Genomic DNA, 26390 nt, shown 5'->3' with positions numbered 1-26390 from the left:
GCTAGAAAGAATGAAACCTATGTCTAATGAAAAAGTGGTGCTTGTTACTGGCGGGACCGGCAGCCAGGGCGGTGCGACCGTCACGCATTTGTTGGCGGCGAAAAAGGTTCGCGTCAGGGTTCTGACGCGAAACCTTGAATCGCCGAAGGCCAAGAGCCTGGCCGCGCGTGGCGTGGAGCTGGTCAAGGGTGACTTCGACGACGTGGCATCGCTTAGGAAGGCGTTGGCAGGCGTCTCCGCTGCGTTTTCGGTGCAGCAATGGACGGAAAAAGGTGGCACCGAGGCGGAGGAGCTGCACGGCAAGAGGTTTGCCGATGCGGTCAAGGAGTCGGGCAGCCCTCATCTCGTCTACTCATCTGCGGAGGGGGCCGAGCGGAACAGCGGCCTTGCCCACTACGAGAGCAAATGGGCGATCGAGCAACACATTCATGAGTTAGGTCTGCCGGCGACGATCCTACGTCCGGTCGGTTTCATGGATGCGTTTGGCGCCGCGGCGATTCCGCGCGGCATGTTCCTCGGCATTTTCAGAGCGAACTTTGGCCCATCACTCCCGATCCAGTTCGTGGCGACCTACGACATCGGTTGGTTTGCTGCGCGCGCTCTCGAAGATCCGGAAAGCTACGCCGGACGCGTCATCCCGCTCGCCGGGGATCAGTTGAGCATCAACGATATCGTCAGGACCTTCAAGACCGTCACCGGAAAGAAGCCCTGGGTGGCTCCGATTCCCGCCTTCCTGGCCAAGAGGGCGATGCCGAAGGAGTTCTTGGACATGTTCACCTGGATCCGCGAAAAGGGCTTCAAAGCGAACATTGCAGAGGTACGGAAAGAAAATCCGCAGATGCTGACATTTGCCGGGTGGGTAAAGAAATATAGCGACGAACACTGACCAGAGATCGACGTCGTCGTGGCTCCTATTGAAGGTTCTTCGACGTCCACCCTGTCAGAATCGTACCGGTCGCCTGTCGATGCATCTTGGACAGATTTTCGGGGGTGAAGCCTGCCCGGGCATACAACGCCAGCGTTAAGAGGACTCCGGTCAATGCTATCGCCAAGCCTTCCGCGTCCGCACCGGGAGACAGATCGATCCCGGCGGCATTCGAGAGTTTTCGCTGCAATATGGATCGAGCTGTTTCCAATGCGCTCGCCAGTGCGGTTTGGATCTCTAAGTCATCGCCACTCGCGGCCGGAGCGGTACCGAAAACGAAGCAGCCGAGTTCATCACGAGTGTAGATGATTGCTGCGAAGTCGAAGAATTGATCGAGGCAGTTCCGCAAACTACCAGGCTGATCCAGAATTCGACCAGCCTCGTCCACGAATTTACTCATGAATCTCTCGAGCGTGGCTAGGTATAGCCCGCGCTTATCACCGAACGCGGCAGCGAGGTTCGGGCGATTGAGGCCCGCCGCAGCCGCAAGCTCATCGAGGGAGGCGCCGTCGAATCCCTTGCGCCAGAAAACCGGAAGTACCCGGTCTAGCGCAGCTCCTCTATCGAAGCTCAGGGGTCGGCCGCGGGTACGGGAATCCTTCAACTTATTTTCCTTCGAATCCGCAAGAAATGATTGACGGACGCATTATCGTGCGGTATCGCAGGAAAATCAAGTTCGTGCTCAGAAGTGAGGATTGATAATGACGGCATCACTAATGGGGGCACTGGCCTGGGGTAATAGGACCGGCGGTCGGTTGAGTGCGGACGAGAAAATTGCCCTTGCGCGGAACCTCGCTTCTCTGCGGGCTGAGATGGTGTTTGACGAGGCCCGTTATCGGCTTGGGCTCCTTCGCCCTGGGAAGATCGAGTTGGATACCCTGACTCCGACCGATACGAAGCTTGTGCGCGACGCAGACGAGTTCGCCCGTAGTGTCTACCCCGACGTGCTCTGGGCGCATTGCCTTCGGACATACTATTTCGGAGCGCAGGTTGCGGCGTTTGACGGCATTAAGTTCGATCGCGAAGTGTTCTACGCAGCGGCGATCTGCCACGACGTGGGCATCAACGAGGGTGTCGCCGGGCCTGTGGCGGCATGCTGCTTCGAGCACAGTGGCGGCCGCCTAACCTGCGAGACACTTTCCGGCAAAGGCCACGGCGAGTCGGCGGTTCGCGTCGGTGATGCAATCTCGACGCACATGAATTTGGTCGTGCCCTACCCTTCGGAAAGCACGCTCGTCGCGGTTGGCACAACTTGCGATATCTTCGGCACCTACGTTCGCCGGATCGAGCTTACGACGCCGGCCGCAACGGTGGAACGCGCACCGCGCACCGGCTTATTTGAGACGTTCGGACCGTTTCTTACCAAGCCACATCTGGAAGACAGCAGGACCGCGCTCCTCGTGCAAATGGGCGCATTCGACAGCAACGGGACGCATCCGATCGAGAGCGTACTCGCGAGCTAGCGATCAACCGGCGTCAACAACGAAGCCGAGCAAGACTAGCGCTCGGATTTCGCTCAACGGTGGCACCAGCATAAATCTCCGTCCTTTTCAGAAAGTGATTCAATGTCGCAAGAACCCATCCAGAACACCGATGCCGCGATCAGCTCAATCCTCGATCGTTTCGCGATCGAGGACTTACTGACCTCGTATGCTCGTGCGATTGACCGGCTGGACATTGAATTTCTCAAGTCGCTCTATCACGAAGACGCCCGAACAGAGCATGCCTGGTTCGAAGGTACGGCTCGCGATTTCGCCGACAAAGTGATTGCCTTTTCCCGCTATACATTCGCATCGACGATGCACCACGTGACCCACACGCATATTGCCTTGAACGGCGATGTCGCGGCCGCGGAGTCCTATTACTACGCCTATCATCTGCTTGAGGGCGACTTCGACAAGGTCGCCGGGTTCTTCGGAAAGTCCTACGCCGAGCGTTGTGCGAACGATGGCACGATCGACGATGGTCACGAGTTCATATCCGGCGGCCGCTACGTCGATTCGCTTACTAAGCGGAACGGCATCTGGGGTCTCGCCAACCGCGAGACCACGGTCGAGTGGAAGCATTTCCGCCCAGTGACTCATGGCGACCCGGGGTCTGGCATCGAGAAGATCGTTGCGCCGGCAGGCCGCGACCGCAACGACGTTGCCTATGGCGTCTTCGCCGCAATCGGACGCTGAAGCACGACGCTATCAGGCTGAAACAGATCCGGCATTGAGAAGGTGGTGCGGGCTTTCCCGCACGATGAAGCGGGTGCGGAGCATCTGACAAAGGCCGACGCAGCCGGCGACCGCAGCATATTAATTCGACAGAGGACGACGTGACATGGGCGCTCAAACACAAATCGAAGATGAGTTGGCGGCCTCGGGAAGTGGCGGAGCATCCAAGCCAACGATCGTGCTTGTGCACGGCGGCCTCGAAGATGCGTCAATCTGGCATCTGGTGATTCCTCGGCTCCAACGCGACGGCTACCCCGTCGTCGCCTTTGCCAACCCGCTACGAAGTCTGCGCATCGACGTCGCCTACCTGCGGAGCGTCCTCGACGGGATCGAGGGCCCCGTTATTCTCGTTTCCCACGCCTATGGCGGGGCCGCCATTACTCAGGCTGGGGACCACCCAAAGGTTATAGGCCTTGTCTACGCAGCCGCCCCCATGCCCGCGGTCGGAGAGTGCCTCAAGGATTGCCTCGAACGGTTTCCCGGCTTCGACTTCGCCTCATCCGTCAACGTAACCGGATATACCCTGCCGGACGGAACGAGCGGCGCATATTCCCTTGTCCGATCCGACAAGTTCCGCGCCCTCCTTGCCGCCGACGTGCCTGAAGGCGAACTCGCCTTGATGATGGCCACCCAGCGCCCAATCGACTTGGCCGCCATCTCCGAGCGGCTGACGTCTGCGGCATGGACGAGCAAGCCGAGCTGGCAAATCAGGCCTCTGCAGGATGCGGTGTTTCCTGTGGAAGAATATAAACTCCAAGCCGATCGCGCCCACTCCACCGTCATCGAGGTGAACTCCTCGCACGCCGTCCCCCTCACTTATCCGGACGTCGTGGTCGATGCGATCGGGCAGGCTGCGCGCTCCACCACGACACAACGACAGCCTGTTTAGCGGCGCTGCCAGCGCCGGAGTTCTAGTTCGTACCTGGATTCAGGAGTGCCGCGGATGTGCGGCCAGTAGACCATTGAGAGAGATGACCGATGAATAACGTTTCGATTTTCTGGATGCAGCTTACCGCAAGTGTATTCGTCTTGACTGTCATAGCGGTTTGGTATGTTTGGCCCGCACTAACCAAGCTTCCCCTTAAATCTGCTTTAACCATCCTGCTCTTTGCGCATGTGCCGCGATACGTGGGCATGACACTGCTCGTTCCGGGCATGGTCGATTCAAAACTGCCATCCGCCTTTCTTTCCGGCGCCGGCTACGGCGACCTCCTGGAAGCAGGGCTCGCGCTCGCCTGCATCTTTCTCCTGCGTACCAATTGGCGTGTCGCTATTCCTCTCGTGTGGGTAACCAACATTTGGGGATTCGTAGACCTAGTGAACGGAGTACGAGGTCTTCTGCAATAAACTTACCGAGCTACGACTTGGGCACCTTTTGGTTTATCTATATTTTCTACGCTCCCGTCGTACTCGTCACTCACCTTCTTATATTCTTGGTTTTGTTCAAAGCTAAGTCGTGGCAGATGAGATGACCGTCACGATCCGTGCTTGATCTTATCCGCGAGGCAAAGATCAGGGCAGTCGTCTATCCGCAGATGCTAACATTCGCCGGGTGGATAAAAGAAATACACCGACGAACGATGACGCTTGCTCCGAAATCCTGCTCCTCGGCGGGATCAAGGGGTGCAAGCATCGTCCTCCACCATCAGCAGCCAGTCGAGTTTTGCGGCGCAACATCTGCGGAGTCATCCGCAAAACGTGCTTTGCAGCTCTTTTTGTGTCCGCGGTGCGATCATGGAGCCACACCGCCCACGCGAGATTGACGATGAACTCTTCGCCGATCGAAAGCCCTTCAGAAAGCGACGACGGTGCCAGATCTATCCCTTGATCTGCGCTACCTCAGATATGCAATCCTTGTTGCCGAGCATGGAAGCGTTAGGCGCACGGCAGACATTCTTAATATTCGACAGTCCACTGTAAGTCGTCGGATTCAACTGCTAGAGCGACGCATTGGGGTTCAACTGTTCGAGCGGAGCCGATCTGGTGCGCGCACGACACTTGCCGGGGAACGCTTCCTGCGGGAGGCCGCAGTCGGAGCGGAACATCTCAGAGAGGCCGTCAACGGACTTACGCTCGCCCGACGAGGTCATTTCGGAGGGCTGCGGATTGGGCTGATGGCTTCGTTGGCGAGTGGCTTCCTGGCCGATTTGCATGGAGCGTACCACAGCAGATTTCCGGGGATTGAGATAAAGCTGGATGAGGCGACCTCTCAGGTGAATGCCAGCGCCGTGCTCAACGGCCGACTGGATGCCGCCTTTATACCTGGCGAGCGTGATCCTTCGAAGCGTCACCCCTGCGTTGAGCCGCTGCATGAACTCGCCGGCAAGCTCGGGTGTCATTCCGGGAGGGACGTTTATCCACTTCCGTCTGGCCGCGCTACGCTCCTCATGCGAACGATAGCACCTACATGCGATGGACTTTCCAGCTCGACCCTACTGGTTCCGAGACCTGTCGGCTTCAAGATGTGATGGTCCACCAGATGTGATGCGCGAACGGCAATCTCGATTCAACCGTTTCACAGAAGCACGACGGCGAGCAAATACACGCCGACCAGCAACGTGAGACTGCTAACAGTAATCGTGAGATAGATCTGTTGCATTGCGACCTCCCGGAACCGGCGCCATTCAGTGTTTGTGATTCAGGAGAGCCTCTTCTTACCGGTCGTTGCTATCCGAGCTATCCATAATTGGGACCCTTCAGTGATCGGAAGCGAGCCGAGAAAAGGCCGACGGGCGCTACGCCGCCGACCTCTTCTTGCAACTGCCGGCTCGCGGGTCCGGTTCCGTTGCGACTCTCGGCACGGAGCCGTTGGACTCACTGCTATCTCAGAACGATTTCTTAGGCCATGGCACGCTTGTATCGCGTTATCGTGCTGAGGGAGGATCGCATTCCGCAATCGGAATGGTCTGATCATACGTTGGTCTAATTCTAGCCTGCGATGAGCAGTATCGGCATTGAAAAGCTCAGTGTCTTCGGTTTCATGGCTGTTGGATAAATTGGAGGTTGCTCCAGCTTATCCTAAGCGCGTGCACCCTAAATGCCGTGCTCGGCGACCGGAGTTCGTGCGCTTTCCTGCATTTTTCAGGATCGCCGCCCGCACAGTGTGCGTGTCGGCTGTCATAGCGGCGAGTTGCGCTATTCCCCGCGAGATCGCAGATGCGGTTCACTGATGAGAGGTCGCTGTCCCGAGTAGCGAGCCTCTAACACATCAGCCTCGGCCACTCGAGGGCCTCCCGCCGTCTTGGGGCCGATGTTTTGTGCGGCTATGTCTTGTTTTCCACTTCGGCACGCCGCACGCGCTCGATGATCAATTATTGTCCAAGACGTCCGAGAAGTCACATAGTTCGGTAGCAACTTGACAAGCTCGCGATGCCGGTCTCAACCGCTGCGTTTCCCACCCGATCCGGCGCCGTTCCCGCCGGGCCTGACGGAGGCGGCAGGTAAGGTGTGCACTTTGTTGACCCGACCCCGACGAGGCTGACGAGTCGCGGGCCTCCAGCCGTCTGATATATGCGCCCTCAATTCGGCTTGCCGAGCACGGAGGTGAAGGGCACTACGAAGAGCTCATCGCCGCTGTCGTCGCTGACATGCAGGACCCAGTCACGCCAATCCTCGAGACTTCGCTCGCGGGTTAAGGATTGGACGACACGGGTTGCGTGATCGCGTGCCTCAGCAAGATCGTCCACCACAGCGCCGCGGCGATCGACGAAAACCGTCTTCGTGTTCGAACAGTGAAAATAAACCTGGGTCATGGTCAACCTCCTTCAAATGTGACGGTTCGCTGCGATACCTCAGCGCGTTGGTGTCCTCGACGGCGGGATACGACTGACGGAATCGATGATGTCTCGCGGATTTGGCCGTCAGCGACTGCGACTCTCATTTTCATGGCTAGAATCATCCAAAAATATCCGCGATTCCGCATAAGCACCCGCGGATTTCGACACTTGCATGCCGGTGCTCTGCAGCGCCTCTTCGATAAGCTCTTGGCGCGGAGCTCCCCAGAGCAGGGCAATCCCAACGACGGCGGAAAGAATTGACGCAGCGAACACGGCAATCTTGGCGGCTGAGAAGTCAGTGGCGCTTGGAAACGCTTGCCCGGCGATGAACAGCGACATCGTGAAGCCGATCCCAGCCAGGGATCCCGCCCCGGCCAACTGCCGCCACGTGTACTCCGCCGGCTTCACGGCTATGTCAGCGCGCACGGCCGCAGCGGCCGCGAGGAAGATGCCGACCGGCTTTCCTATGGTGAGGCCCGCAATGATCGCGGCCATGAGCCAGTTATGCCCAACGAAGACGCCGGGGTTGATTGCCACACCCGCATTCGCCAGTGCGAAGATCGGGAGCACTGCGTAGCTCGACCGCGCGCCGGCGTGTCGCAGCAGCCGGTCGGCGGGCGATTCAAGTCGGTCGTAGATCGCTTCGAGCGCGTGCAGCGCCGGGGTGGAGGGGCCGTGCCTGAGAACCTCGCCCTCGTGCTGGGCCTCGGAGGCAATGATCGTGCTGGCCTGCGTGATCAGGGCAGCCAGGTTGGCAGGCGGGCGCGTCGGAACGAATAGCGCCAGTACCACGCCAGCCACCGTCGCGTGGAGGCCGCCCGCGTAGACGAACGCCCACAACGCGACGCCTAAGAGAGCATAAGGCGAGAGAAGGTAGACTTTCGACCGGCTCAGCAGCGCCAGCGCGACGACCACGGCCGCGGCCGCGGCCAAGTAGCCCAGTTGGATATCGCCGGAGTAGAACACGGCGACGACGACGATCGCACCGATGTCGTCGACGATGGCCGCCGCGGTAAGGAAGATCCGCAGCCCAACAGGAACGCGGGCGCCCATCACGGCGATCAAGGCAATCGCGAACGCAGTGTCGGTCGCCATCGGAATGCCCCACCCGTGCGACCACGGCCCCGCAGGGATGACCAGCGCATAGAGAAGCGCCGGCACGACCATCCCGCCGAGCGCGGCGGCGATCGGAAGCGCCGCGGAGCGGCGGCTTGCGAGGTGGCCAACTGTCATCTCACGCTTCACTTCCAATCCCACGACGAGGAAGAACACCGTCAGCAGGCCGTCGTTGACCCAACGGAGGATGGGCATCTGAAAGGCCGCCTCACCCAAGCTCACGCCCAACTCCTGGCGCCAGAGCGCCTCGAATGCCGGCCGGATCGGCGAGTTCGTCATGACGACGGCCGTCAAGGTCGCGAGGACTAGCAAAATACCGGCGGACGGGCCCCAGCTCGCGAACTCCAGGGCTGCCGTACGGACGCGGTGGCCAAGCGTGCCAAGCATCGCGTCGACGAGAGAGCTCTCGTCCCAGGGTCCGTCATAGCGTCGGCGGTTGATGTAGAAAGTCGGCGTGATTCTCACCCCGCTTGCGCGTGCGCTTGCGACGTCCGCCTCCACCCTCGCCCTCGCGCGCCGTAAGGCGTCGCTGTTGCCAAGCGCGAAATCGGCGCTCACACCGAGGTCCGCGGCCACCGCGACGAGGTCGTCCTCTGTGAGCTGCATCGACCTCGTCATCAGCTTGATGTGCGCGGACCAGAACGCCTCGGGCGTCTGAGCATGCTCAGCGAGCTCGGCGGCCCGAAAGGAAATGCTGTTGTCCGCGAGCGGCTTGTGGCGGAAGGCATAGCAGACGCGGTTGCCAAGTTGGTCGCGTGCTTGCGCGATGCGCTCGTTGGCAGCCCTGCAGTGCGGGCAGGCGTAGCTGCCGTACTCGACGAGCGAGATCTCAGCATCCACGGCGCCGAGCACGTGGTCTGTCTCTTGGTCGACCGGACGGTCGAGACGGCCCGGGGGGATCATGAGCTGCATCACTGAACCGGTCGGGTGTTCGCGCCGGCTACGACGTCGGCGCAGCTGTCGCCGGTTTGATGACGTGGAATACACCGCCGTCAGGTGACGGCGCGTAGGTTATTTTCGTGCCGACGATGCTGCTGGGGAGCCCAGCCGCGTGTACGCGCGGGAGGAAGAGGCGCACCAAGGTGCCTAAACCCTGCTTGCTCTCTATACTGATCGCGCCGCCGCGGCCTTCGGCGAAGCGCTGGACCTGGGGGAGCCAGAGACCGGTGCCGCTGTCCATGGGTTTTGTGGAGAAATACGGGGTGAATGCCTGCGAAAGGACCTCCTCAGGCATGCCCTCCCCGTCGTCGGCGACGATGATCTCAACGAATGCCGCGGCCGCACCGGAGGAAGGTTCGACGTTCCGCGCCGCGACGGTGATCACGCCGCGGTCCGGCATGGCATCGGCCGAGTTTCGACAGAGATTGAGTAGCGCAAAGTACAGTTCTTCCGGATCAGCGTTGAAGTTCCATAAATCAGAGGCAATCTCGGTGCGGACTGTGATATCCGGACGCAACGCCCGGTCAAGCGTGCCCGCTATTGCTGTGAGGCGACTGCCTGAGACGAACTCATCGGTCGACTTGGGGCGCGGTCGCGCAGCGTCGAGGAGCTGCCGGGAAAGCAACGCGCCTCTCGTGATCGCCTCCTGCATTTTGTCGGCGGTGGCCTTTCGGTGCGCGGCTTCGCTCTGGCACTCCAGCAGCTGCAGTCCGCTCCCGATAACGGCGAGAAGGTTATTGATGTCGTGGAGGAACTGCTTCAGGTCCGCTGCCCTCACCCCTGCCCGCTCGCCAGCCGCGACCGCCCCTCCGGTGTCGGGCCGCGGACTGGTGCGGCACAAAATTCCCGAGACCTTGCCGTCGGACCCGACGAGCGGGATCTCAACGTACCTGGACGCGATGAGGCCGCTACCATCATCGCGTGCGCCCCGCACGCTTGCGTTGCTCGCACGCTGCACTCCAAGCGCAAGCCCGGCGCGGTCCCTGAGCACGACGACATCCTCCAGCGGCGGGCTTTCGACCGCGCCGGGGAATGAAACGCCGGTTGTCTCTTTGATCTGCATGTCGGACCTCTTGGCTTGCGACTGTTCAACGGAAGGCCGATTTCGGCTCTTACCCGAGGGCCGGCGACCATGGGTCGAAGATTGAGTCCATGTCGGTCAAAAGGAAAATCACCTCTTGCCATGGAGTCGATAGCCGACCGTTATCGGATCGAGAGAGACGCTTGGCGCCACCGCGGGCGCGCAGCGTTGCCCTCTGCACCGCCTCGCCCGACCAGAAACTCTCGGCCACCGAAAAGGTGTTCCACGTGCCTATCTGGATAAGCCTAAAGCGGTTATCGAGACGATCATAGCTTTACCGGTCCATTCCATGGCAATGACATTGGTGCCGCGAGCGCGGTCGTGAGGCCGAAGCGCCGCCGTACACCCGCCGCAATTAGAATTGGGAGTATAGCCATGAGCAAGTATCGCAGGACAGCCTGCCCTTGAACTCGAGCCCTACTGGATCGAAGCTCGGGGAAGGGAACGTTCGCCTCTCACGAGGAACTCGCCGCGCGCCACAGGCTTCTCTCTTCTTTCAGTGTTGGTGCGGTGGCTACCACTCGCACCGATCTCCAATTCTCCAGGGGTTGGCTCACGATCCCCGCAAATGAGGACCTCGGAAACGCCGCAGTCCAGACTGCATCGAGGGGCCTACGTCAATGCGCGCGACAAGTTGCCCTTCGACCAGTAGCGCTACGGCCCCGGACCCGTCGCCCACGAGGGCCATTCGTCGCGGGGAGTTCTTACCACCACTATGGCCCACTACCGCACCGGTGGCACACCGCGGTTCGTTGCCATCGGACGCAGATCACGCCTTCGCAGAGCGTTAAGGCTGGCGGAGCGTTTTCCTCTAGCGTAGGCCTCCAATACTCTCTGAAGGAGCCGAGCCTGCCGACAGCCGGAACAAATCTTGCTGAACTCAATCCCGAGCAGCGCCGTGGAGCAAAGCCAACACGCTAGCTCGTCGTGTCGCGCACCTTATTGTCAACGGCGCGGATCCGGGCCGAAGACTTCCAATGACCTTCTCGCGACAAGCGGCTACAGAGATGGCCGACCAAGTCCACGTCTTGTCGGTTAGCTCGGGAAGCAATCCATCGCTCTTGAGCGTAGCGCTAGCCGGAACTTTCCACGCCATCCCCTGTCTTTTGCGAAAATTTGCCGAGCGGATACGGTTCGATCCCGCCTTCACCATCTATGACCGAAAGACTCGGCCGACCCGATGAACTTGGTCCGGCTGAGCAGCGATTTTCCACCACTGAGTGCCAATGGCACTTGCCTCGCCATGTACTCACGTTCCGTGAACGCGGAAACGTCACGGAGGGGGCCCTGGACCGGTTCTCTCCTTGCTCCGCCAGTAGGACCAGTGAGCTGAAGCAACCGCTCGCAGCCTACGCGGAGGCAAAGCAGGCGCAGAACGCGAACTTAGGACTGGCAGAAGGGACTATCGACGTAAATTTCAGTGCTCTTCGCTCTTGAGCTCACCGACATGATTCTGGGTGTAAAGCTCGATCCCGATCCGGTTGATCAAATCAAGCTGCGTCTCGAGGAAATCGATGTGGTGTTCCTCGTCCGTCATCAGGTTCTCGAACAAGTCGCGGGTGACATAATCCTTCACGGAATGGCAATGCGTCGCCGCCTCTTGGTACAGCGCACGCGCGCTCATCTCGGCGGCGAGATCGCACTCGATGATTTCGTTGACGTTCTGGCCGATCCGCAAGGGATCGAGTATCTGCATGTTGGGAAAGCCCTCTAGGAATATCACACGGTCGGTGATGCGATCGGCGTGCTGCATCTCCTCGATTGATTCCTTGCGCCAGACCTTGGCCATCTCCGAGAGGCCCCAATTGGCCAGCAGCCGGTAGTGCAGCCAGTACTGGTTGATGGCAGTGAGCTCGTGACGCAATCCCTTGTTCAGATACTCGATGACTTTGGGGTCGCCCTGCATGGTGAACTCCAACAGTTGAGGCGGGTCTTGGACCCTAGGAGTTTAGAATGCTTCTGGCAAAAAACAAGCAAGCAGGCATTCCAGGCGCGAACCGAGCGGCAAATCCACCGAAGTCAGGGCGCTGCGGGCGCGACTTTGGGCTCATCCCCGGCGTCATCCATGATCTGGCTATGCGGGCAGCCGGCCTGACAGGCTAGCGCACATTCCCTGTATGCCTCGTTGATGATCGTCTTGATGGTGCGGGCGCAGCGGCCGCATTCAGCGCTACAACCAAGGCAGTCATAGATCTGCTTGGCATTGCGCGGCGCGTCGTCGGCCGTGTTGACGGCGTGGCGAACATCGTGGTCGCTGAGGACATTGCAGGAGCAAACGATCATGAAGCGCAAGAGACCTCCGGTGATGCGGCGTCGATACGGGACGGCGTCGGAGCGCGTTGAAGGTCCCAAACAACGCGGAGATGAGTGAATGGCGCACTCCAGGGAAAGTGAGCCCTTGATCCTTAGATCTCAGCAGAACTCTGTTTGATGACTCGCGGCGGCGGCCAGCTGCGGAGCCGACAGAGCACACGGCAGCGCGCCGTTGCGTATCGGCGAAAGGTTAATGTTCTCGGTCAGCGTAGACGACACAGCTGGAATCTGTTGGCCCTGGGTAGCAGCCACCACGGCGTTTCGCGTGTTGTTGAAGACCTCCTCGATTCCTTTCGAAGACCCGATGCGCTCAAGAAGAGCGGTCATCAGCTGGCTATGCAGTTCGTCCACGTCTTCGACGACTTGGCCAGGCGCCGCTGAGCTCAGGATGAGCGCGTTTTCACTCGTTTGAATAGGCGCAAGTCCGTGTGAGTAATTCCTGAAGCGTCGCTCGTAGGGATTGCGCCGCGAGGCCTCAATCACTACGAGCCGTACGCGTGCTCCGGAAGACTTGAGTTGCGAAAGGAGGCGGTCAATACTTACGCCTTGTCGGCGGACATCTTCTTCAGTCCAGATCTTCGCATCGACCGGAATCAGATAATTCTGTCCGTCAGATTGGACACCGTAACCTCCGAAATACACTAACACAATTGAGTTCAAATGTACTTTTGCCGTTAGACGATCAATTGCGCGGGTAATGTCGGGACGCGTCGCATTGTCAACGGCGTCGACCAGAAAACCGTCGTTGCGAAGAGCATTTGTCAAACCTTCCGCATCGCGTGTCATTTGAGAAAGAGGAGAGTCGGCATCGGGATAGGTTGAATTGCCAATCACTAGAGCTAGCCGATTAGTACCGACGGGGGCAGATTCACCCGACCCAATGCGCGCGCTCATAGACCGAGGCGTCTCCAACCGCATTGTCCTGTCGAGGCCGGTTGAGAACAAGCCGAGCAGGACTGCGATGCCGGCTAGTATTCTGGGAACTGTCATTTCATTACGGTCTCCAGTTCACCGAGGAAATGCTCCTTTGCGTAAGACTTGGCGTTAACAGCATTCGCGCACTCGCACCCGTCGCGTGCCCGCCGTCGCGTCCTTCAATTGCGGCGCGCGGTCCAGTAGCCCGAGCATCGTGCCATTCCTGAGTGGCCGCTCCAGGTCCCCCGACCGGACGTTGCGAACAATTTGCCCGCACCGGCGGCAACTTTGTCTTGGACCGTTACCGAAGCGCGAACCGCGCCGGACCTTGCGACGTAACCTCGAAATTTTACGAGATTGGGATGCGTGACAATTCCGTTAGTCACATCGACAGTAAAGCTGTAACTGGAATCGCAGGTTCCCCTTTGCGTCACGAAGACGAGGTCCCAAGAGCCGTCGTAGGCCGAGCGCCCATATGCTGCCGGTGCAAATGCAATGAAACAGCTTGTGGCTGTGATCATAAGCGAACGTTTTGTCATGATAGTTCTCCTATCTAGTTAGCAAGAGTTTGTCTCGATCGGTCCAGTAGTGGCGGGCATTCGCCCGGAACCGGTACGGTCTCGGATCAAAGCCATTGGGACGCTGGCGTGGAGATCGCTTCTCAGCTACCACGCGATGCGTACCCAGCCATTTAGGGCCAGGCTCACGCATATAATGACGTTCGGTCCGAAAGGGTTCACAGGCGGTCTCGAGGAGCTTGCTGCATCTGCTTTTGATACTCACCACGCATTGGCGAAGCGGCGCTATGTATGACTGAACCGCCGAGCATGCTGACTTCGATGCGACTTCTTGCCGTTTGCCGCACCTACGACGCGGACCGCCTTTGGATCGCCAACGGCACTTGCGATCATCGCGTATCAGCGTGTCTTGGCGAAGTGAAGCACTAGCAGTGACTTCCAGATGCCCTTCTGGAATGCGGAGCCGACGAGTTCGAGGCTCGATGTGGAAGGACCTCCGTGTGCCCGCCGAGAAATGGCTGAGCTGGTCCTCCGCGCGCTCAAGGATCGGGTGGTCAACAGCCTCCAAGAGTTCGCCAAGGCGCACGCGCTTTAGATCGAAGGGTTCCGAGGCCACCGCTAAGGTTTTGTGGCTCATGAGTTTAAGGGGGTCCCCCGGTGTTTCAACAGCTTTATAGAAAAACGTCACGTCGACCTCCGTTAGATTGACCGCGCCGTGTCAGCGTTGCGGCTTTCGGACGGGCCGTTGCTGTTTCGTACGCACGCGGTAGTCCTTCAAGCTTTGGGTATATTGAGGAGACGACTTCGAAGGCGTGAAGTGCACTTCAGGCTTTGGCGGGGGCACGATGTTTCCATGAACTCGGTCATCCTGTTTCGCTGTCGAGCTTGTCGAAGCATGCGAATAGCGGCTCGCTGGAAACGGCGATGTAGAGACCAGACTTCCTGTTGTCCCAGTATTCGTTGGAGAAGGGAACGCTCGGTCCCATCAGTCTGCGTCTCGCGATACTGCTCGGAGTCAACTTCGAGACCGCTTCGGCGGTGTTCCTGTAGGTCGGCATCCGCCGTACTCCGTGGTGTGCTACATTGAAGATATGTACCGGGTCGTCGACCGTCCAATCACCTCCAGCTATCGAAACGATGCCATGAGTTTGCGCGAGCGGTCGCCGGCGGCGACGGCGTCTGCTTCGATCCCGGCTGAGGTCGGGTTAGGCTCTTTGCGTCCTGCGAAGTACCGGCCGAGAAGTTTGTCGCGTTTGTTCTCGGGCATGTCCCCCGGTCTCACCGCGGGTTTAGGAAAGGCTGCGCGGTTTCGTGCGACGTATGCGCACCGCCCGCGCAGCGAGCGCGGGGGTCAATTCGCCCCCTGATGCTCTGAAGGATCATTTCTGAGCCCGGTGCCAGAGCCATCAAAGCGGTGACCGAGGCGAGCGCCGCCGCGGTCCATATCACGTGCCGGCATGCCTGAACAACAGTAACGGATGCAAAGGGCTGACGCGCAGTACAGGATCGGCAATGGCGGGGCCAACGACAGTGCCGCCGTCATGCTGATGGACTAGCCCAACGCCGGCGTCTCGAGATCTAAAGCGCTCGCGGAATTGAGAGAGTTGAAACACGACGCCGATCTGGCGCGGCGCGTCGCGTAACTTGGCAACAGCGAAGGTTGATCACGGGGTCTTGCTACGGCTTAAAGTGCCCGCAGCACATCACGCCCGCTTCCGCGAGCTCGAGCAAGCGCTGATCCGGTCAGGTACTGCATCTTTGACTGGAAGGCGAGATGGGGGCGTTCAGAGCCGCCGGTTCCACCCCGGTCAGCGCGGCGAGCAGCTGAGCACGAAGTCTTTGACTGCGACATCAGTGCCCGATCGGCGCTCGGCCGATGACCTGCCGTTATGGACTGCATGATCAACAAACATGAGCGCCGCGGTGCGACGCGTCCTAGTCTTCGAGGCGGTCCGGTCGCTACCGGTAGCTGAAAAGTCGGCGTTGGTTGCTTCGTCACCAACCGAATAATCGTTGGCGGTCTAATGGAGGATCAAATGCCACGCATTTCCATTCCGAAACGCGAGGACGCTCCGGCGGGCTCCAAGCCGATCCTCGACAACGTCGACAAGGTGCTGGGCTTCGTGCCCAACCTGCACCGCCTCATGTCGATCAGCCCGAACGTGCTCTCCGGCTGGGCTACCCTGATGGCATCACTTGCTAAGACGCTGGACATCAAGACGAGAGACGGGATCGCGCTGGCGGTGTCTGAGGCGGACGGGTGCGACTACTGCCTGGCCGCGCACAGCTTTATGGCGGGCAATCTAGCCAAAATCCCAGCGGATGAAATCGAGTTGAACAGGGAGGGCCGCTCGACCGATCCCAAGCGCCAGGCTGCGGTCGCCTTCGCGAAAGCGCTCATCGAGACGCGCGGCAAAGTTTCCGACGCCCAGTTTACGGCCGTCAGGGATGCGGGGTGGACAGACGCCAACATCGTCGAGATGATCGCGCTGACTGCTCAGTTCTTGTTGACGAACTTCATCAACAATGCGGTGCAGACCCCGATCGATTTTCCCGAGGTCAGTCCCGCGAAGGCGACCTAATGCGAGTTGCCCTCCTTTACGGAGGAGAGGACTGGAGAAACCAATGTCTCGACACTCCTGTCGGCTTGGTGTTAAACGTGTGTACGAGCTGCCCGAGGGCTCGGACGGCACGAGGGTGCTCGTCGACCGCATCTGGCCGCGCGGACTCACGAAGGAGCATGCCAGCGTGGACGTATGGCTGAAGGACATCGCTCCGAGCGGCGGCCTCAGGACCTGGTTTGGTCATGACCGGAACCGGTGGCGCGAGTTTCACAAGCGATACTTCGAGGAGCTCCGCGCCAATCGCGCCGCAGTCGAGCACCTGACAAATCTTGCATTGACGGGCAAAGTCACGCTGCTCTTCGGCGCGCACGATACCAAGCGCAACAACGCCGTAGTGCTCGCGGACTATCTCGCGGCCCGCTAATCGGGGGTGATGTACGGAATCGGAAGCTCGCTCAAGTTGTCGTCATAGCTTGCCGCCGGCCCGATGCCGACGTTATCGTTAGCGCGGATCTCGGCGCAAGGCCCAGCGTCCGCTTGGCGAGACACATGTTCGCAGCCTGCATCAGTTGTGCGCGGCCTCGTCGCCAGGCGTTCCTTCGAGCTTGATGGAGCGCTCGAAGCAGTCGCAGCCGCCATCCCTGACATGGTGGTACGACACGGCTACTGCGACGTCGGATAGCGGCATTTTCCGCCTTCGCGCCTGCAGCCGTGTGGTCATCGCCGTGCATGCGGCGAGCGAAGCACTTAGCAACTCGTCGGGGCCGCCCCCCGGTGCCGCCCCTGCTGTCGGGGCCGCGATTGAGAACACCGATGCGCCGGCACGGCCGTTAAGCGTGCCAGCGTCGTCAAGGTCTCCGGCCACCTCAGCCTGTGGCGGAGAGGTCCATCATCGTTCGAATTCGTCATCGTGCTTTCCTTTCAGAGTTTGACTTGGGTCTTGGCTGGCGAGCCGAGCAGGTCAGTGCACGATCGGTTTACACGGACCTTTCCGCGCGCCTCCGGCTCACGCTCGCTAACGACGAGAGCACGTAAGCCCTGATCACCACTGGACGACAGAAGGACGCTTCGAGGGATCGCCCAAGCCAGCGCAACGAGGCCGCTATGATGTTCGAGCGGAACACGATGAGGAGCCAGACGAGCGACGCGTTAGCAGACCCCGGATTTCAGCGATGCCTCGGCCTACGCCGTCCTCATTTCGGCGGGTCTCCTTGATCGTGTTCGTCGCTGTCACCTCGCGAGAGCGACGCTGGCTGCTCCGCGGCTCGCGACTTCGCCGACGCACGGTCTAATTCGCAGCTGGGCGGCCTTCACGACGGAGCGGTTTCAGGCGTAGAGGGTCTTACCGCCCTGGGCCTCTGCATAGTACTGAGGTGCCTCGCGACGGTCGTATTTGCCATAATCGCGTACGATCCGCACTGTCCGAACCCGTGCCGTCTCATTCGGCGCGTAAGCGTCCTCGTAGGCCCGCGCTGCACCGGCGTCCTTCCAGGATATGAGCAGAATCAGGTCGCCGGGCGTAAGTACGGCCTCGAAGATGTCCCAGGACGTGGTGTCGGGAGCCCACGGGTTCAGGCCGAGCCACTCGGCGCAATCGTACGGGTTGTCGGTTTGCTTCCACTCCCCGGGGCGAGTCGCGTTGATAAGCGTCACCGTCGTTCCCTCCCCGACTTCGGTCTCATCGAGCCTTTGCTCAGTGACTGCGTACCCCGTCGGCACCTGATTGTCGGCAGTGATCTGGCCGACGCGCAGGTGATAGTCCGCGAGGATTTCCTCGCGCCCCTTCTGCTGAACCTCATGATGACGCCGGTGGGAGCGCCAGCGGACAAGCGACTTCTCGTCCCGCCAGTTTGAAAGCGAAAGGATCCAGCCCTCGCGAATCAGGCTCTTGTATCGGATATTGTCGACGAAGCCATCGACCTGCTCCAGCTCGGGGTGCAGCCTCTTGGCGTTGTCGAAATAGTCATCCCGGCTCTCTTTGTTGGGGAGCATCTCAAAAATCACTGAAAACATACTCGTATCTCGCTCCTAGAGTGCTGCGACGCAGTCGATTCTCGACGTAGAATTGCCCGGTCGATCGAGGGTCTAAGCACGGCAGTGTAGCCGTTGGCCCCATCAGCCGCACGGAAACATGCTGTCCCTGGGTGTAGCCGGACGTTTCGGATACGGTTGCGAAAGAAGCTCTTCATAGCGGCGTCCTCCGGGATCTCGACCATCGCGCAGCTCTGCCATCGCCCGGGTTGCGAGAACCGCTTCAGTCATTCGCGTATGGCTGCTCTCTGCGGGCGAGAGCCGCGTAAGCCCGCTAAGCGGCCGTGCGCCGGATGAGCAAGGTACCGTTATGCACTTCCGCGCGGCGAATGAAAAATGACATCACGCCATGAAGTCGATAGTCGCTGGTTATGACCGCCCTCCGCCTTCCGCATCGGACTCGCGTGCACCCGACGCCGGCTCCTCCAGCAGCACGGTCAGCGTCCTGACCGCCTCCGTTAGCTTGAGGATTTCACGCTCGCGCAGTTGGTCGATCTTCTCATGCAACAACTCTATCTCGAGCTCCGCCTTCACGTTGATCCGTAGTCGTTCTCCGCCGCCTCGCGATCGATGTCCTGCTGCCGGTTGTGGCTCATCATGATGACTGGCGCGGCGTCGGCCGCCTGGAACGAAAGCGCGAGATTGAGAAGAGTGAGCGGGTAAGGATCCGAGCGCCTGATCGTCCCACCAGGTTGCCCATGTCCAGACGCACAGGATCACGCTCTGGATGATGATGAAGGTCCACGATCCCATGACCGCGGCGACCGCGTCCGCTATCCGTGTGGAGTCAGGAGCGCAACCGTCGGTGGCTCATCGATATCCTGAAGCCGACGTGAGCGGCGCGTTCGTCTGAGGTCGACGAGCAGGGTTTGCTCGGCCGGCTCCATGCCTCCGAGACGTCCCGCCTTGAATTCCACGCAGCTAGCACCCCTTCCGCTCGACCGCGAGGTCGACGCGGCCAGGCAACTGCCACGTTCTGATCGCGTTTGGTGAGCCGTGGAGGTTCGTGGCGGTCTCCGCGAGGGCGCGTCCCGGTACCTGGCGCCGGCAGCTGACGTCCTCCCCGAGCACGACGATCAGCTCGGATGCAGAGGCAACAGGCCGCACTCCCAACCGGCACTGGAGAAGTTTGCTGGCGTGCCCCCCGTCGAGCGAACACTCTGAGTGACGAGAGCCGATCGTTTATCTCTCGAGACGCTCGCGGCGAGCTACACGGAATCAGAAGCGAGCGCGAAGGCCGTCAGGATCACGATGGAGCGCGGCGGTGAACGCCACTTCACCGCAGACGGGAGCGATCCTAAGTCGCCGTGCCCGGCTGAATCGAAAAACGTCAACTGCGGTCTCGAGTGCAGCTTTCCATGCGTTTCAACTCTCCTCGGCGGGTCGATGCTCTCCGCTCCCTGGGGAGATGCCCGAGAACAAATTCGCCTGGCTAGTATTTCGCAGGACGCAAAGAGCCTCACCCGACCTCGGCCGGTCAAGGTTGAAGCTGACGACGTCGCCGCCGGCGACCGCTCGCGCGAACGGGCTGGATTCGCTTTCCGTGAAGACTTCCGCCCGGTGACGCCGTACCGCAGTCCCTGGTACACGCCTTCGCCGTAGCCCGATTCAAAGTCCTGTTGCAGCAGTGTCAGACCCGCCTCCTGGGAGAAGTTGAATAGGCCCTTGCAAATTGAAACACCTCCAATGTCGATCCTCATGGCATCGTTTCGATAGCCGGAGGTGATTGGACGGACGACGACCCGGTACATATCTTCAACAATGTAGCACACCACGGAGTACGGCGAATGCCGACCTACAGGAACAACCCCGAAGCGGTCTCGAAGTTGACTGCCGAGCAGTATCGCGAGACGCAGACTGATCGGATCGAGCGCTCCCTTCTGCAACAAATCCTGGGACAACAGGGAGTCTGGTCTCTGCGTCGACGTTTCCAGCGAGCCGCTCTTCGCATGCTTCGACGAGCTCGACAGCGAAACGGGATGGCCGAGTTTCACGGAAAGCGCGAGCGCCCGCCAAAGCCCGAAGTGAACTTCACGCCTTTGAAGTCGTCTTGTGCCCATTGCGTACGCCGTTTCTTGGTCAACGCGAAAGCGGAATGCAAGCAGCAGTCCTGACTTCACTCTACCAGAACGTCGGCGTTTTCCGCTCGCTTCTGCACTATCCCGGTGAGTCGTTCTTGAGTATGGCCGAGTGATTGGATGGTTGACACACCCAAGACTGACTCCACCCCAACGGCCCCAATCCAAAGGAGCCGGTTTTGGGAAGTCCGGATGAAGGGGACCGTAGTGTCGAGTGTTACCCCCGAAGAGAACTGCGGTCCTCTCATTTCGGCTTGTTACCTGATCGTCAGGTGCGTGCTCGCGAGCGCCCTAATGTTGACGATGAACCTGCCATCTTCCAACGGCCATGATGCAATGCACCCGGAGCTGAACCCGTGGTTTGCGAAACTCCGTAGTAAGTCTGGCCCCTGCTGTGATGGCTCCGACGCCCTACATCTGCGGGATGTCGAATGGACCACTCAAAACAAGAAGGAAAGCCATTACAGGGTTATGGTGCCCAAGACCGCCGACCTCTACAGATCCGCCTCCAACGGTCAGGACATGAAGAAGGGCGATACCGAGTGGGTTGATGTTCCCGACGATGCCCTCGTTACCGAGCCGAACATGGACCATAGCACGTTGGTATGGGTGTGGTATAGCTCCGGTTTTCAGATGACCGACCAACCGCACATTCGCTGCTTCATGCCGGGAGCGCTGACATGACCGGCGATGTTCATGATTGCGCCGCGCTCGAAATGAAAAGCGGCATCTCGAGGCCGCAAGTGTCCTCCAGAACGGTGACAGCTCGCAGGCATACACGGAGACAGAGGTCCGCTCCAAGCACTGAGACAGCCACCTCGGCCATATTTTACCTGACGGGGCGTTGCCACAAGGAAGGGCTGAGATACTGCGTCAACTCGGCCCCCCTTCGCGTAATCCACCGCGACCAATTGGGGTGTGAGCGATTCGGCGAGTACGTGAGGTTCTTTGCAAAGCAGGAGGCCTGAAAATGGCAGGGACTACAGAACGCGCGATCCTGGCAGGCGGCTGCTTCTGGGGGATGCAGCAGCTGGTGCGGCGCCTGCCCGGTGTGATCTCAACGCGGGTCGGCTACTCCGGCGGCGACGTCGAGAATGCCACGTACCGCCACCACGGCACACACGCGGAAGCGATCGAGATCACGTTCGATTCGAGTCAGACTAGCTTCCGCGACCTGCTTGAGTTCTTCTTCCAGATCCACGATCCGACGACTCTCAACCGGCAGGGAAACGACCAGGGTGCAAGCTACAGGTCGGCGATTTTCTACATAAACGAGGATCAGCACCGCGTCGCACAGGAGACCATCGCCGACGTCGAGGCCTCAGGGCTGTGGCCGGGCAAAGTGGTGACCGAGCTTTCGCCCGCTGGCGATTTCTGGGAGGCGGAGCCAGAGCACCAGGATTACCTGGAACGCTATCCGAACGGCTACACTTGCCATCGTGTTCGTCCACAATGGAAGTTGCCGCGCAGGAACGCCGCCTGACGGGCGATTGCGTTGTCGGTGGCCTGCGGCGCGCGCGCAGCCCCGCGGCGGGTGTGTCGTAAGCGTTTGCAAACTGCTCTCGCCGCTCCTGCGAAGTCGCTCAGAACGCGACAAGGTGGTGAGGTTTGGACGGCCGGGCAAGGCCTCAGATTCTCGGCCCTGGATCATTCCATGACGTTTGGCGTGCGCGAGTCTATGCGCGTTGAATGGCCCATTTGATTTCTCGTGAGGACTTGGAACTGCCTTTGCGCATCCGTTCCAATCGGCGCTCGTGCTCAGGTGGCCTTGAGCAGTTCTAGCGATAGTCCGGCACACGAACGAGTAGGACGGAAAACCGATTTCCGTCGCGGGCGCAACGGACCCAGTCGATGACCGATGCGGGCTCTGCGAACCTGGCACCTCACATACGCGACCTGCTTTTTGTGGCGATCGCTCTCGCTGATCTGACGGACTACGGCCATTCGATGAGCGGTTCACATTCCTGTTCAATGCCTAGTACGAGACACTGAGGCGCGGCTGCAGCGTCCTCGGCGCGTCATGATCACGCGGGCCGGCAATGGACGAAGTCTAATAGCGCGCGCATGTCGACCCGAGCAGTCGCTAACTTGGTTGCTCCCGGGCCGGGGAGGTCGCTGGGCTGATCGAGCTCGGATGTAACATGAGCGGCCTAAGGGCCGGTCGGGGCCGCGTAAGTGGCAGACCCCGAACGGCCAGCACGGGACGATGACGCTGAAGTCTCACCTCATCGATCCGACCCGCCCGTCGTGCACGTCAGCTACTTCGAGGCTCATGCGCTTGCCAGGTGCTCTGGAAATCGGCTGCGGAGCCAGAGCGCAAAGGGTCGAGATGGACGGCAACCTAGGCCCAAATCCGCGTCCCTACCGAAAGCTGGGATGCAGCAGATGTTCGACGACGTCTGAGAGTGGATGCCCAACCCACTCTCGCCTTACACGCGCTTCGGCGTGGTTGGTGAGTAAAATTAGGCCTTTTTGCGGGGCCGCTCTTGCGTGACGGCGCGGGGCCATGGCCGCGCGTAATGCATAGAAAAGCGCGAGACGGCAACAAGGAAGCGAACACGAAGCTGAAGCGGCTTCTGGCTGACGCCATGTTGACAATGCGGCCTTGAAGGATCTCCTGGGAAGGAAATGGTGACGCTCGCGGGGAAGCGGAAAGCTGTCGCTCATCTGGTGGATGCTCACGGGATGAGCGAACGGCGGGCGTGTAAAGCGGCTGCTGCCGCATGACCATGAGATATCAGACAACCCAGGCTGACGCTGCTAACCGCCGCCAGCGCCTGAGGGCGATTGCTCACGAACGCCGCCTGCATTCGCAGCTCGGATGGAGAACCCGTCCGAGTTCGCCATGACCTGCCGCCCGCGCCAGGATCTGGCGCTGCGCTACCCGAAAGGCTCCGCGCCAGCTCCCGTCGCTCGCACCGCCCAACCGGGCAAATCCGCCGGCAAGAGCGAACTCAAAACTGAAAAAACTTGGGGGCAACGTCAAGGGCAGAGCGGCGACGCGAGACGCGCCGCTGCCACAGGGAATTGGCAGTTAAGTGGGCAAGAGGTTATTCATCGGTGAAGCCTACGACCGGACAATTCACGAGATTCCCCGTCGTCTTCACGGGCCCGCCCGCAGGACTCACCAGCAAGCCTGACGCACTTTTTGCTTCGAGATCGTCGCCGTCAGTGATCAGTTTCCGTTGATCCTTCGAGATAGCCTCCTGGGTCCACTCGGCGAGTCGTACGTCCCACATCGGAGAGTATCCGGCGCTGATCTCCTTGAAGTGCGCGAGGATGTCGAGCGAGGGGCCCTCTCCGTTGATGGCACTGTCGAGCCCCTGGCGGTTCGGATCGTTCTCACCCATCTTGCCGTTCACAATCGTATAGATCACCTCAATCGCGCCGCTCTGAAGAATGTCGCTTTCCGCAGGCGCAAAGGTGGACGACTCGAGGGTCGCCGACTCCTCGGAGTTTGCGTCAAAACTAAGATAACGCAGGTGTTTGCCGTTTGCGAAGCCAAACCGGAGTTTCAAGTCAACGGTACCTTTGTCGGGACAGATGCTCGCCACGGAGTCCGTCACGACAGAGTAATCAGGACTGCCGTTGCAGAACGCGATTTTCGCGGGCTCGACATTAAAAGCGATGACTGGAGCGTTAAAGACAATGTCCTTGCGATTAGCCACCCGAGCCAATGGGCTGTAGTGCACATCCCCGACAGATCCGGCTCGGGCCGTCCTAGGCGGAAAAAAATGGGGCGCCTCCCCCCCCACCAACGTTTGTGACGGTGAGAAATCGACCCGGCCCGATTGGAACGTGAAGTTACCCGACTCATCCATTTCCGCAACCCGTGTGCTCGTCAAGTCTTTTGCCTTAGCGAGACTCGGCGCCCATGTGAGCCCCATGTCTTTCGAAGTAGCGTAGTCACTTACGTCGGTAAGCACGAACCAAACAGTTTCTCCCGAGGCAAGACGGCCGCGATGGAGCGGCAGGGTCACCACCTCCCGTACAAGGTCCACTTTGCCCGACGTGAGGAATTGCTTTGTGATTTTTTTGTAGGTTACCGGACCGGCTGCTAGACTCCCTTGGGGTGCCGAAAACGACAGAAGAAAGATCATCATCGATCCACAAATGCATCTGCTGAACTTTTTACTGTGCTTCATGACCCTACCTTTTTCTGCATCCAGTCTGGTATTACCCACGCATCTGGTCTTACCCACGACATCCAAGCGGACGTGGCTAACGATCCGTCACTTCTTTAGCCCGGGATAGCCATGGACATAGATCCAGTCAGTCGCCTTGGCTGGGATGTGGCAGCCCAGGCAATCTGAACGAAAGTTCGTTGAGGTCGTTTTCACGGAATCGCCCGCGTCGAACCAAGACCAGCCCCAGCCGTTGCCCCACAACTTATTATCGGGGTGGCTGTTCTTACCGTCCTTCACCATCATGAACCAACCTTTGAGAAGTTCTTGATGGCTGACCGTTCCAGTCGTCATATCCGAAGTGGCCGCGTCGTAAACCTCCTTCACCAGGATCGAACCTTGGGGAAATTCGCCCGTTGTGCGATAGCTTGCCGCAGTTCCGGGCGAAGCGTAGACGACGTGAATTTGCTTAGCGCCTTTGTCACCTGCGACAGACCAACTCCCAAGGAATTCGTAGGTGGTTCGGTAGTTCTTCGGGATATGCATGTTGCCTGCCGCATCAACAAGTTGTTCCTGCGCAGGGGCGGGCTGGCTGGCTACGGGCTGCGAAACAAGACACCCGACCGTAACTACGATGAATGACGCGGACGCCACGGCCGCACTTCTGAGAAATGTCATCACAGGGTTTCCTACTTTGTAATCGAAGGATTCTGGCTGGGCGGCATTTTTTTAGAAGAGTTCTGGCCAGGCGGCACCGGCACCTGGTCGAGCAACACGTAGAACTGCGTCCATACGTCATCCCGTTTCGCACTCGCAATGTGGCAATAGGCGCATTCCTCGATTGGCCGGACTTTCGCGGTGGCTGCCTTGGGTTCATGGTGGTTGAAGTTGTAGTAGCCCCAGCCGTTGGTTGCCTTATATCTCTCGCTGTCCTTGACCGTCACATCCGCGCCGTTGAAGGCGCCCGGGAAGAATCCCTTCCCAGATGGCTCAGTTCTCGAACCATCCGGATGAGTGGCGGGCTGCATGAGCTGCAGTTCTTTCACGAAGATTGTTCCCTCGGGGAACAGACCTGTTTTCTTGTAAATATCGTAAGAACCAGGCTCGATATAGACGTTGTGAAATTCAGGGAAGTTTGCTTGAGGGGGGTTTAAGAAGTTTGGCGTCAGTGGCGAACCGACATAAACCCATTCGTGGAAGTTCTTTGGCAGAATAAGCTCGCCATCTTTCGTGTATTCAGGAAGATACCGGCCGGTGGCGTGCCAATCGTCGGGTGGTGGTAGCTGTGGTTGCTGTGCGAAGACTGCGGTCGCTATAGCGCTAGCACCGAGGACGGCGGATAGTGCTAATACTGTGCGTCTCATGATCTCTCTCCTCTGACCAGCTATAATGTCACCGAATGCTGTAGTAGCGGCATTCGTGCGCAGGCGGTCTCATCAACTACGCACAAGTCAGATTAAACGTGCGTGCCTATGTGCGGAAGCAACGATGGGGCATGCAATTGATACCCGTCGGGAATGATGTCCTCTCGAACTACCTATGTTTGGCGATAACGAGCGTTTCGCCCGCGCAACGCATGCCGAAATGATTCGGAGTCACCGGCGTGACAATCGATTGATTGGAGAGATTGCGCTTTGGCAATCTAATCCGCGCGATGTTACTCACCGCGAAGCGTGCGGCGTTGTGCTCCATCGTCCAGCTAAAGCACTTCGTTTCGAGTAGGCCTGGTAGCGTAGCCTGCCCGAACTGTTTCGCGCTTCCTGTCCAGCTCAAGAGCCTGCTTTTGCAAGC

Annotated in this window: 26 protein-coding genes and 2 pseudogenes; 14 read left to right on the top strand and 14 right to left on the bottom strand. The window is 59.6% G+C overall.

Translation table 11 applies throughout. From position 1 onward, the window contains the following. The first annotated feature begins 19 nt into the window (after nt 1-19). Nucleotides 20-886: an NmrA/HSCARG family protein gene (locus tag ABIB90_RS31355; RefSeq protein WP_354202024.1), complete on the top strand. Its 867-nt coding sequence runs from the start codon at nt 20-22 to the stop codon at nt 884-886. Between the two features lie 25 nt (nt 887-911). Here ABIB90_RS31355 and ABIB90_RS31350 read toward each other — a convergent pair whose 3' ends face one another. Both ABIB90_RS31350 and ABIB90_RS31345 read right to left on the bottom strand, forming a co-directional pair. Next, complete coding sequence (locus ABIB90_RS31350; RefSeq protein WP_354202051.1) at nt 912-1325, bottom strand: hypothetical protein; 414 nt, start codon at nt 1323-1325, stop codon at nt 912-914. A gap of 27 nt (nt 1326-1352) precedes the next feature. Then, nucleotides 1353-1529, bottom strand: a pseudogene (locus tag ABIB90_RS31345) (TetR family transcriptional regulator); the annotation flags it as partial. A 265-nt stretch (nt 1530-1794) separates the two neighbouring features. Here ABIB90_RS31345 and ABIB90_RS31340 point away from each other — a divergent pair. The 5 genes from ABIB90_RS31340 (at nt 1795) to ABIB90_RS31320 (ending at nt 5612) form a co-directional block, all read left to right on the top strand. After that, nucleotides 1795-2388, top strand: a complete 594-nt coding sequence (locus ABIB90_RS31340; RefSeq protein WP_354202023.1) for an HD domain-containing protein — start codon at nt 1795-1797, stop codon at nt 2386-2388. Nucleotides 2389-2490: 102 nt separating this feature from the next. Continuing rightward, the gene (locus tag ABIB90_RS31335) at nt 2491-3105 is read left to right on the top strand and encodes a nuclear transport factor 2 family protein (RefSeq protein WP_354202022.1); all 615 of its coding nucleotides are present in this window, start codon (nt 2491-2493) and stop codon (nt 3103-3105) included. Nucleotides 3106-3250: 145 nt separating this feature from the next. After that, nucleotides 3251-4033, top strand: a complete 783-nt coding sequence (locus ABIB90_RS31330; RefSeq protein ID WP_354202021.1) for an alpha/beta fold hydrolase — start codon at nt 3251-3253, stop codon at nt 4031-4033. Nucleotides 4034-4122: 89 nt separating this feature from the next. After that, the gene (locus ABIB90_RS31325; RefSeq protein ID WP_354202020.1) at nt 4123-4491 is read left to right on the top strand and encodes a DUF8737 domain-containing protein; all 369 of its coding nucleotides are present in this window, start codon (nt 4123-4125) and stop codon (nt 4489-4491) included. A 461-nt stretch (nt 4492-4952) separates the two neighbouring features. Beyond that, nucleotides 4953-5612 (top strand): LysR family transcriptional regulator, encoded by a 660-nt coding sequence (locus ABIB90_RS31320; protein ID WP_354202019.1) that lies wholly within the window; start codon nt 4953-4955, stop codon nt 5610-5612. Nucleotides 5613-6662: 1050 nt separating this feature from the next. Here the strand turns inward: ABIB90_RS31320 and ABIB90_RS31315 are convergent. The 3 genes from ABIB90_RS31315 to ABIB90_RS31305 form a co-directional block, all read right to left on the bottom strand. Continuing rightward, nucleotides 6663-6896 (bottom strand): DUF6894 family protein, encoded by a 234-nt coding sequence (locus ABIB90_RS31315; protein WP_009859344.1) that lies wholly within the window; start codon nt 6894-6896, stop codon nt 6663-6665. 108 nt (nt 6897-7004) lie between these two features. Beyond that, entirely contained in the window at nt 7005-8948 is a 1944-nt protein-coding gene (gene nhaA, locus ABIB90_RS31310; RefSeq protein ID WP_354202018.1) for a Na+/H+ antiporter NhaA, read from the bottom strand. A 28-nt stretch (nt 8949-8976) separates the two neighbouring features. Continuing rightward, nucleotides 8977-10038 (bottom strand): ATP-binding protein, encoded by a 1062-nt coding sequence (locus ABIB90_RS31305; RefSeq protein WP_354202017.1) that lies wholly within the window; start codon nt 10036-10038, stop codon nt 8977-8979. Between the two features lie 959 nt (nt 10039-10997). On the opposite strand from ABIB90_RS31305, the gene ABIB90_RS31300 reads away from it, so the two are divergent. Then, complete coding sequence (locus ABIB90_RS31300) at nt 10998-11240, top strand: UvrD-helicase domain-containing protein (protein WP_354202046.1); 243 nt, start codon at nt 10998-11000, stop codon at nt 11238-11240. Between the two features lie 233 nt (nt 11241-11473). On the opposite strand, the gene bfr is transcribed toward ABIB90_RS31300, so the two are convergent. The 3 genes from bfr to ABIB90_RS31285 form a co-directional block, all read right to left on the bottom strand. Continuing rightward, a complete protein-coding gene (gene bfr / locus ABIB90_RS31295) occupies nt 11474-11962 on the bottom strand; it encodes a bacterioferritin (RefSeq protein WP_009859347.1) in 489 nt (162 codons plus the stop codon). A gap of 113 nt (nt 11963-12075) precedes the next feature. Further along, nucleotides 12076-12339, bottom strand: a complete 264-nt coding sequence (locus tag ABIB90_RS31290; RefSeq protein ID WP_028141268.1) for a (2Fe-2S)-binding protein — start codon at nt 12337-12339, stop codon at nt 12076-12078. A gap of 129 nt (nt 12340-12468) precedes the next feature. After that, nucleotides 12469-13263 (bottom strand): caspase family protein, encoded by a 795-nt coding sequence (locus ABIB90_RS31285; protein WP_354202016.1) that lies wholly within the window; start codon nt 13261-13263, stop codon nt 12469-12471. A gap of 2575 nt (nt 13264-15838) precedes the next feature. Between ABIB90_RS31285 and ABIB90_RS31280 the strand changes: the two genes are divergently transcribed. Both ABIB90_RS31280 and ABIB90_RS31275 read left to right on the top strand, forming a co-directional pair. Beyond that, nucleotides 15839-16384 carry a carboxymuconolactone decarboxylase family protein gene (locus ABIB90_RS31280; protein WP_009859354.1) on the top strand — a complete coding sequence of 182 codons (546 nt, stop codon included), beginning with the start codon at nt 15839-15841 and terminating at the stop codon, nt 16382-16384. Between the two features lie 43 nt (nt 16385-16427). Continuing rightward, nucleotides 16428-16790 (top strand): DUF488 domain-containing protein, encoded by a 363-nt coding sequence (locus ABIB90_RS31275; protein ID WP_009859355.1) that lies wholly within the window; start codon nt 16428-16430, stop codon nt 16788-16790. A gap of 141 nt (nt 16791-16931) precedes the next feature. On the opposite strand, the gene ABIB90_RS31270 is transcribed toward ABIB90_RS31275, so the two are convergent. The 3 genes from ABIB90_RS31270 to ABIB90_RS41685 form a co-directional block, all read right to left on the bottom strand. After that, a complete protein-coding gene (locus tag ABIB90_RS31270; protein WP_256375782.1) occupies nt 16932-17054 on the bottom strand; it encodes a hypothetical protein in 123 nt (40 codons plus the stop codon). Nucleotides 17055-17692: 638 nt separating this feature from the next. Then, nucleotides 17693-18379, bottom strand: coding sequence for an antibiotic biosynthesis monooxygenase family protein (locus ABIB90_RS31265; protein ID WP_009859356.1), 687 nt, complete (start codon nt 18377-18379; stop codon nt 17693-17695). Nucleotides 18380-18766: 387 nt separating this feature from the next. Beyond that, nucleotides 18767-19150 (bottom strand): hypothetical protein, encoded by a 384-nt coding sequence (locus tag ABIB90_RS41685; RefSeq protein ID WP_502918248.1) that lies wholly within the window; start codon nt 19148-19150, stop codon nt 18767-18769. A gap of 411 nt (nt 19151-19561) precedes the next feature. Between ABIB90_RS41685 and ABIB90_RS31255 the strand changes: the two genes are divergently transcribed. The 5 genes and pseudogenes from ABIB90_RS31255 to ABIB90_RS31235 form a co-directional block, all read left to right on the top strand. After that, on the top strand, nt 19562-19999 hold the full coding sequence (locus ABIB90_RS31255) for a hypothetical protein (RefSeq protein WP_354202015.1): 438 nt from the start codon (nt 19562-19564) through the stop codon (nt 19997-19999). A 228-nt stretch (nt 20000-20227) separates the two neighbouring features. Next, nucleotides 20228-20425, top strand: a complete 198-nt coding sequence (locus ABIB90_RS31250) for a peptide-methionine (R)-S-oxide reductase (RefSeq protein ID WP_198288221.1) — start codon at nt 20228-20230, stop codon at nt 20423-20425. A gap of 344 nt (nt 20426-20769) precedes the next feature. After that, nucleotides 20770-21159, top strand: coding sequence for a hypothetical protein (locus ABIB90_RS31245; protein WP_035992376.1), 390 nt, complete (start codon nt 20770-20772; stop codon nt 21157-21159). A gap of 286 nt (nt 21160-21445) precedes the next feature. Continuing rightward, nucleotides 21446-21958: a peptide-methionine (S)-S-oxide reductase MsrA gene (msrA, locus tag ABIB90_RS31240; protein WP_009859360.1), complete on the top strand. Its 513-nt coding sequence runs from the start codon at nt 21446-21448 to the stop codon at nt 21956-21958. 1063 nt (nt 21959-23021) lie between these two features. Beyond that, nucleotides 23022-23279, top strand: a pseudogene (locus ABIB90_RS31235) (IS3 family transposase); the annotation flags it as partial. A 246-nt stretch (nt 23280-23525) separates the two neighbouring features. On the opposite strand, the gene ABIB90_RS31230 reads toward ABIB90_RS31235, so the two are convergent. The 3 genes from ABIB90_RS31230 to ABIB90_RS31220 all read right to left on the bottom strand — a co-directional run bounded on the left by ABIB90_RS31230 (nt 23526) and on the right by ABIB90_RS31220 (nt 25963). Next, complete coding sequence (locus tag ABIB90_RS31230) at nt 23526-24575, bottom strand: hypothetical protein (RefSeq protein WP_354202014.1); 1050 nt, start codon at nt 24573-24575, stop codon at nt 23526-23528. 132 nt (nt 24576-24707) lie between these two features. Continuing rightward, nucleotides 24708-25277: a cytochrome P460 family protein gene (locus tag ABIB90_RS31225; RefSeq protein WP_354167095.1), complete on the bottom strand. Its 570-nt coding sequence runs from the start codon at nt 25275-25277 to the stop codon at nt 24708-24710. An 11-nt stretch (nt 25278-25288) separates the two neighbouring features. Next, nucleotides 25289-25963, bottom strand: coding sequence for a cytochrome P460 family protein (locus ABIB90_RS31220; protein ID WP_354167099.1), 675 nt, complete (start codon nt 25961-25963; stop codon nt 25289-25291). Nucleotides 25964-26390: the final 427 nt, after the last annotated feature.

Source organism: Bradyrhizobium sp. JR4.1 (genome assembly GCF_040548605.1).
Taxonomy (GTDB): Bacteria; Pseudomonadota; Alphaproteobacteria; order Rhizobiales; family Xanthobacteraceae; genus Bradyrhizobium; species Bradyrhizobium canariense.
The sequence above is the reverse complement of the archived record's forward strand: the minus strand, read 5'-3'. Positions and strand labels throughout refer to the sequence as shown.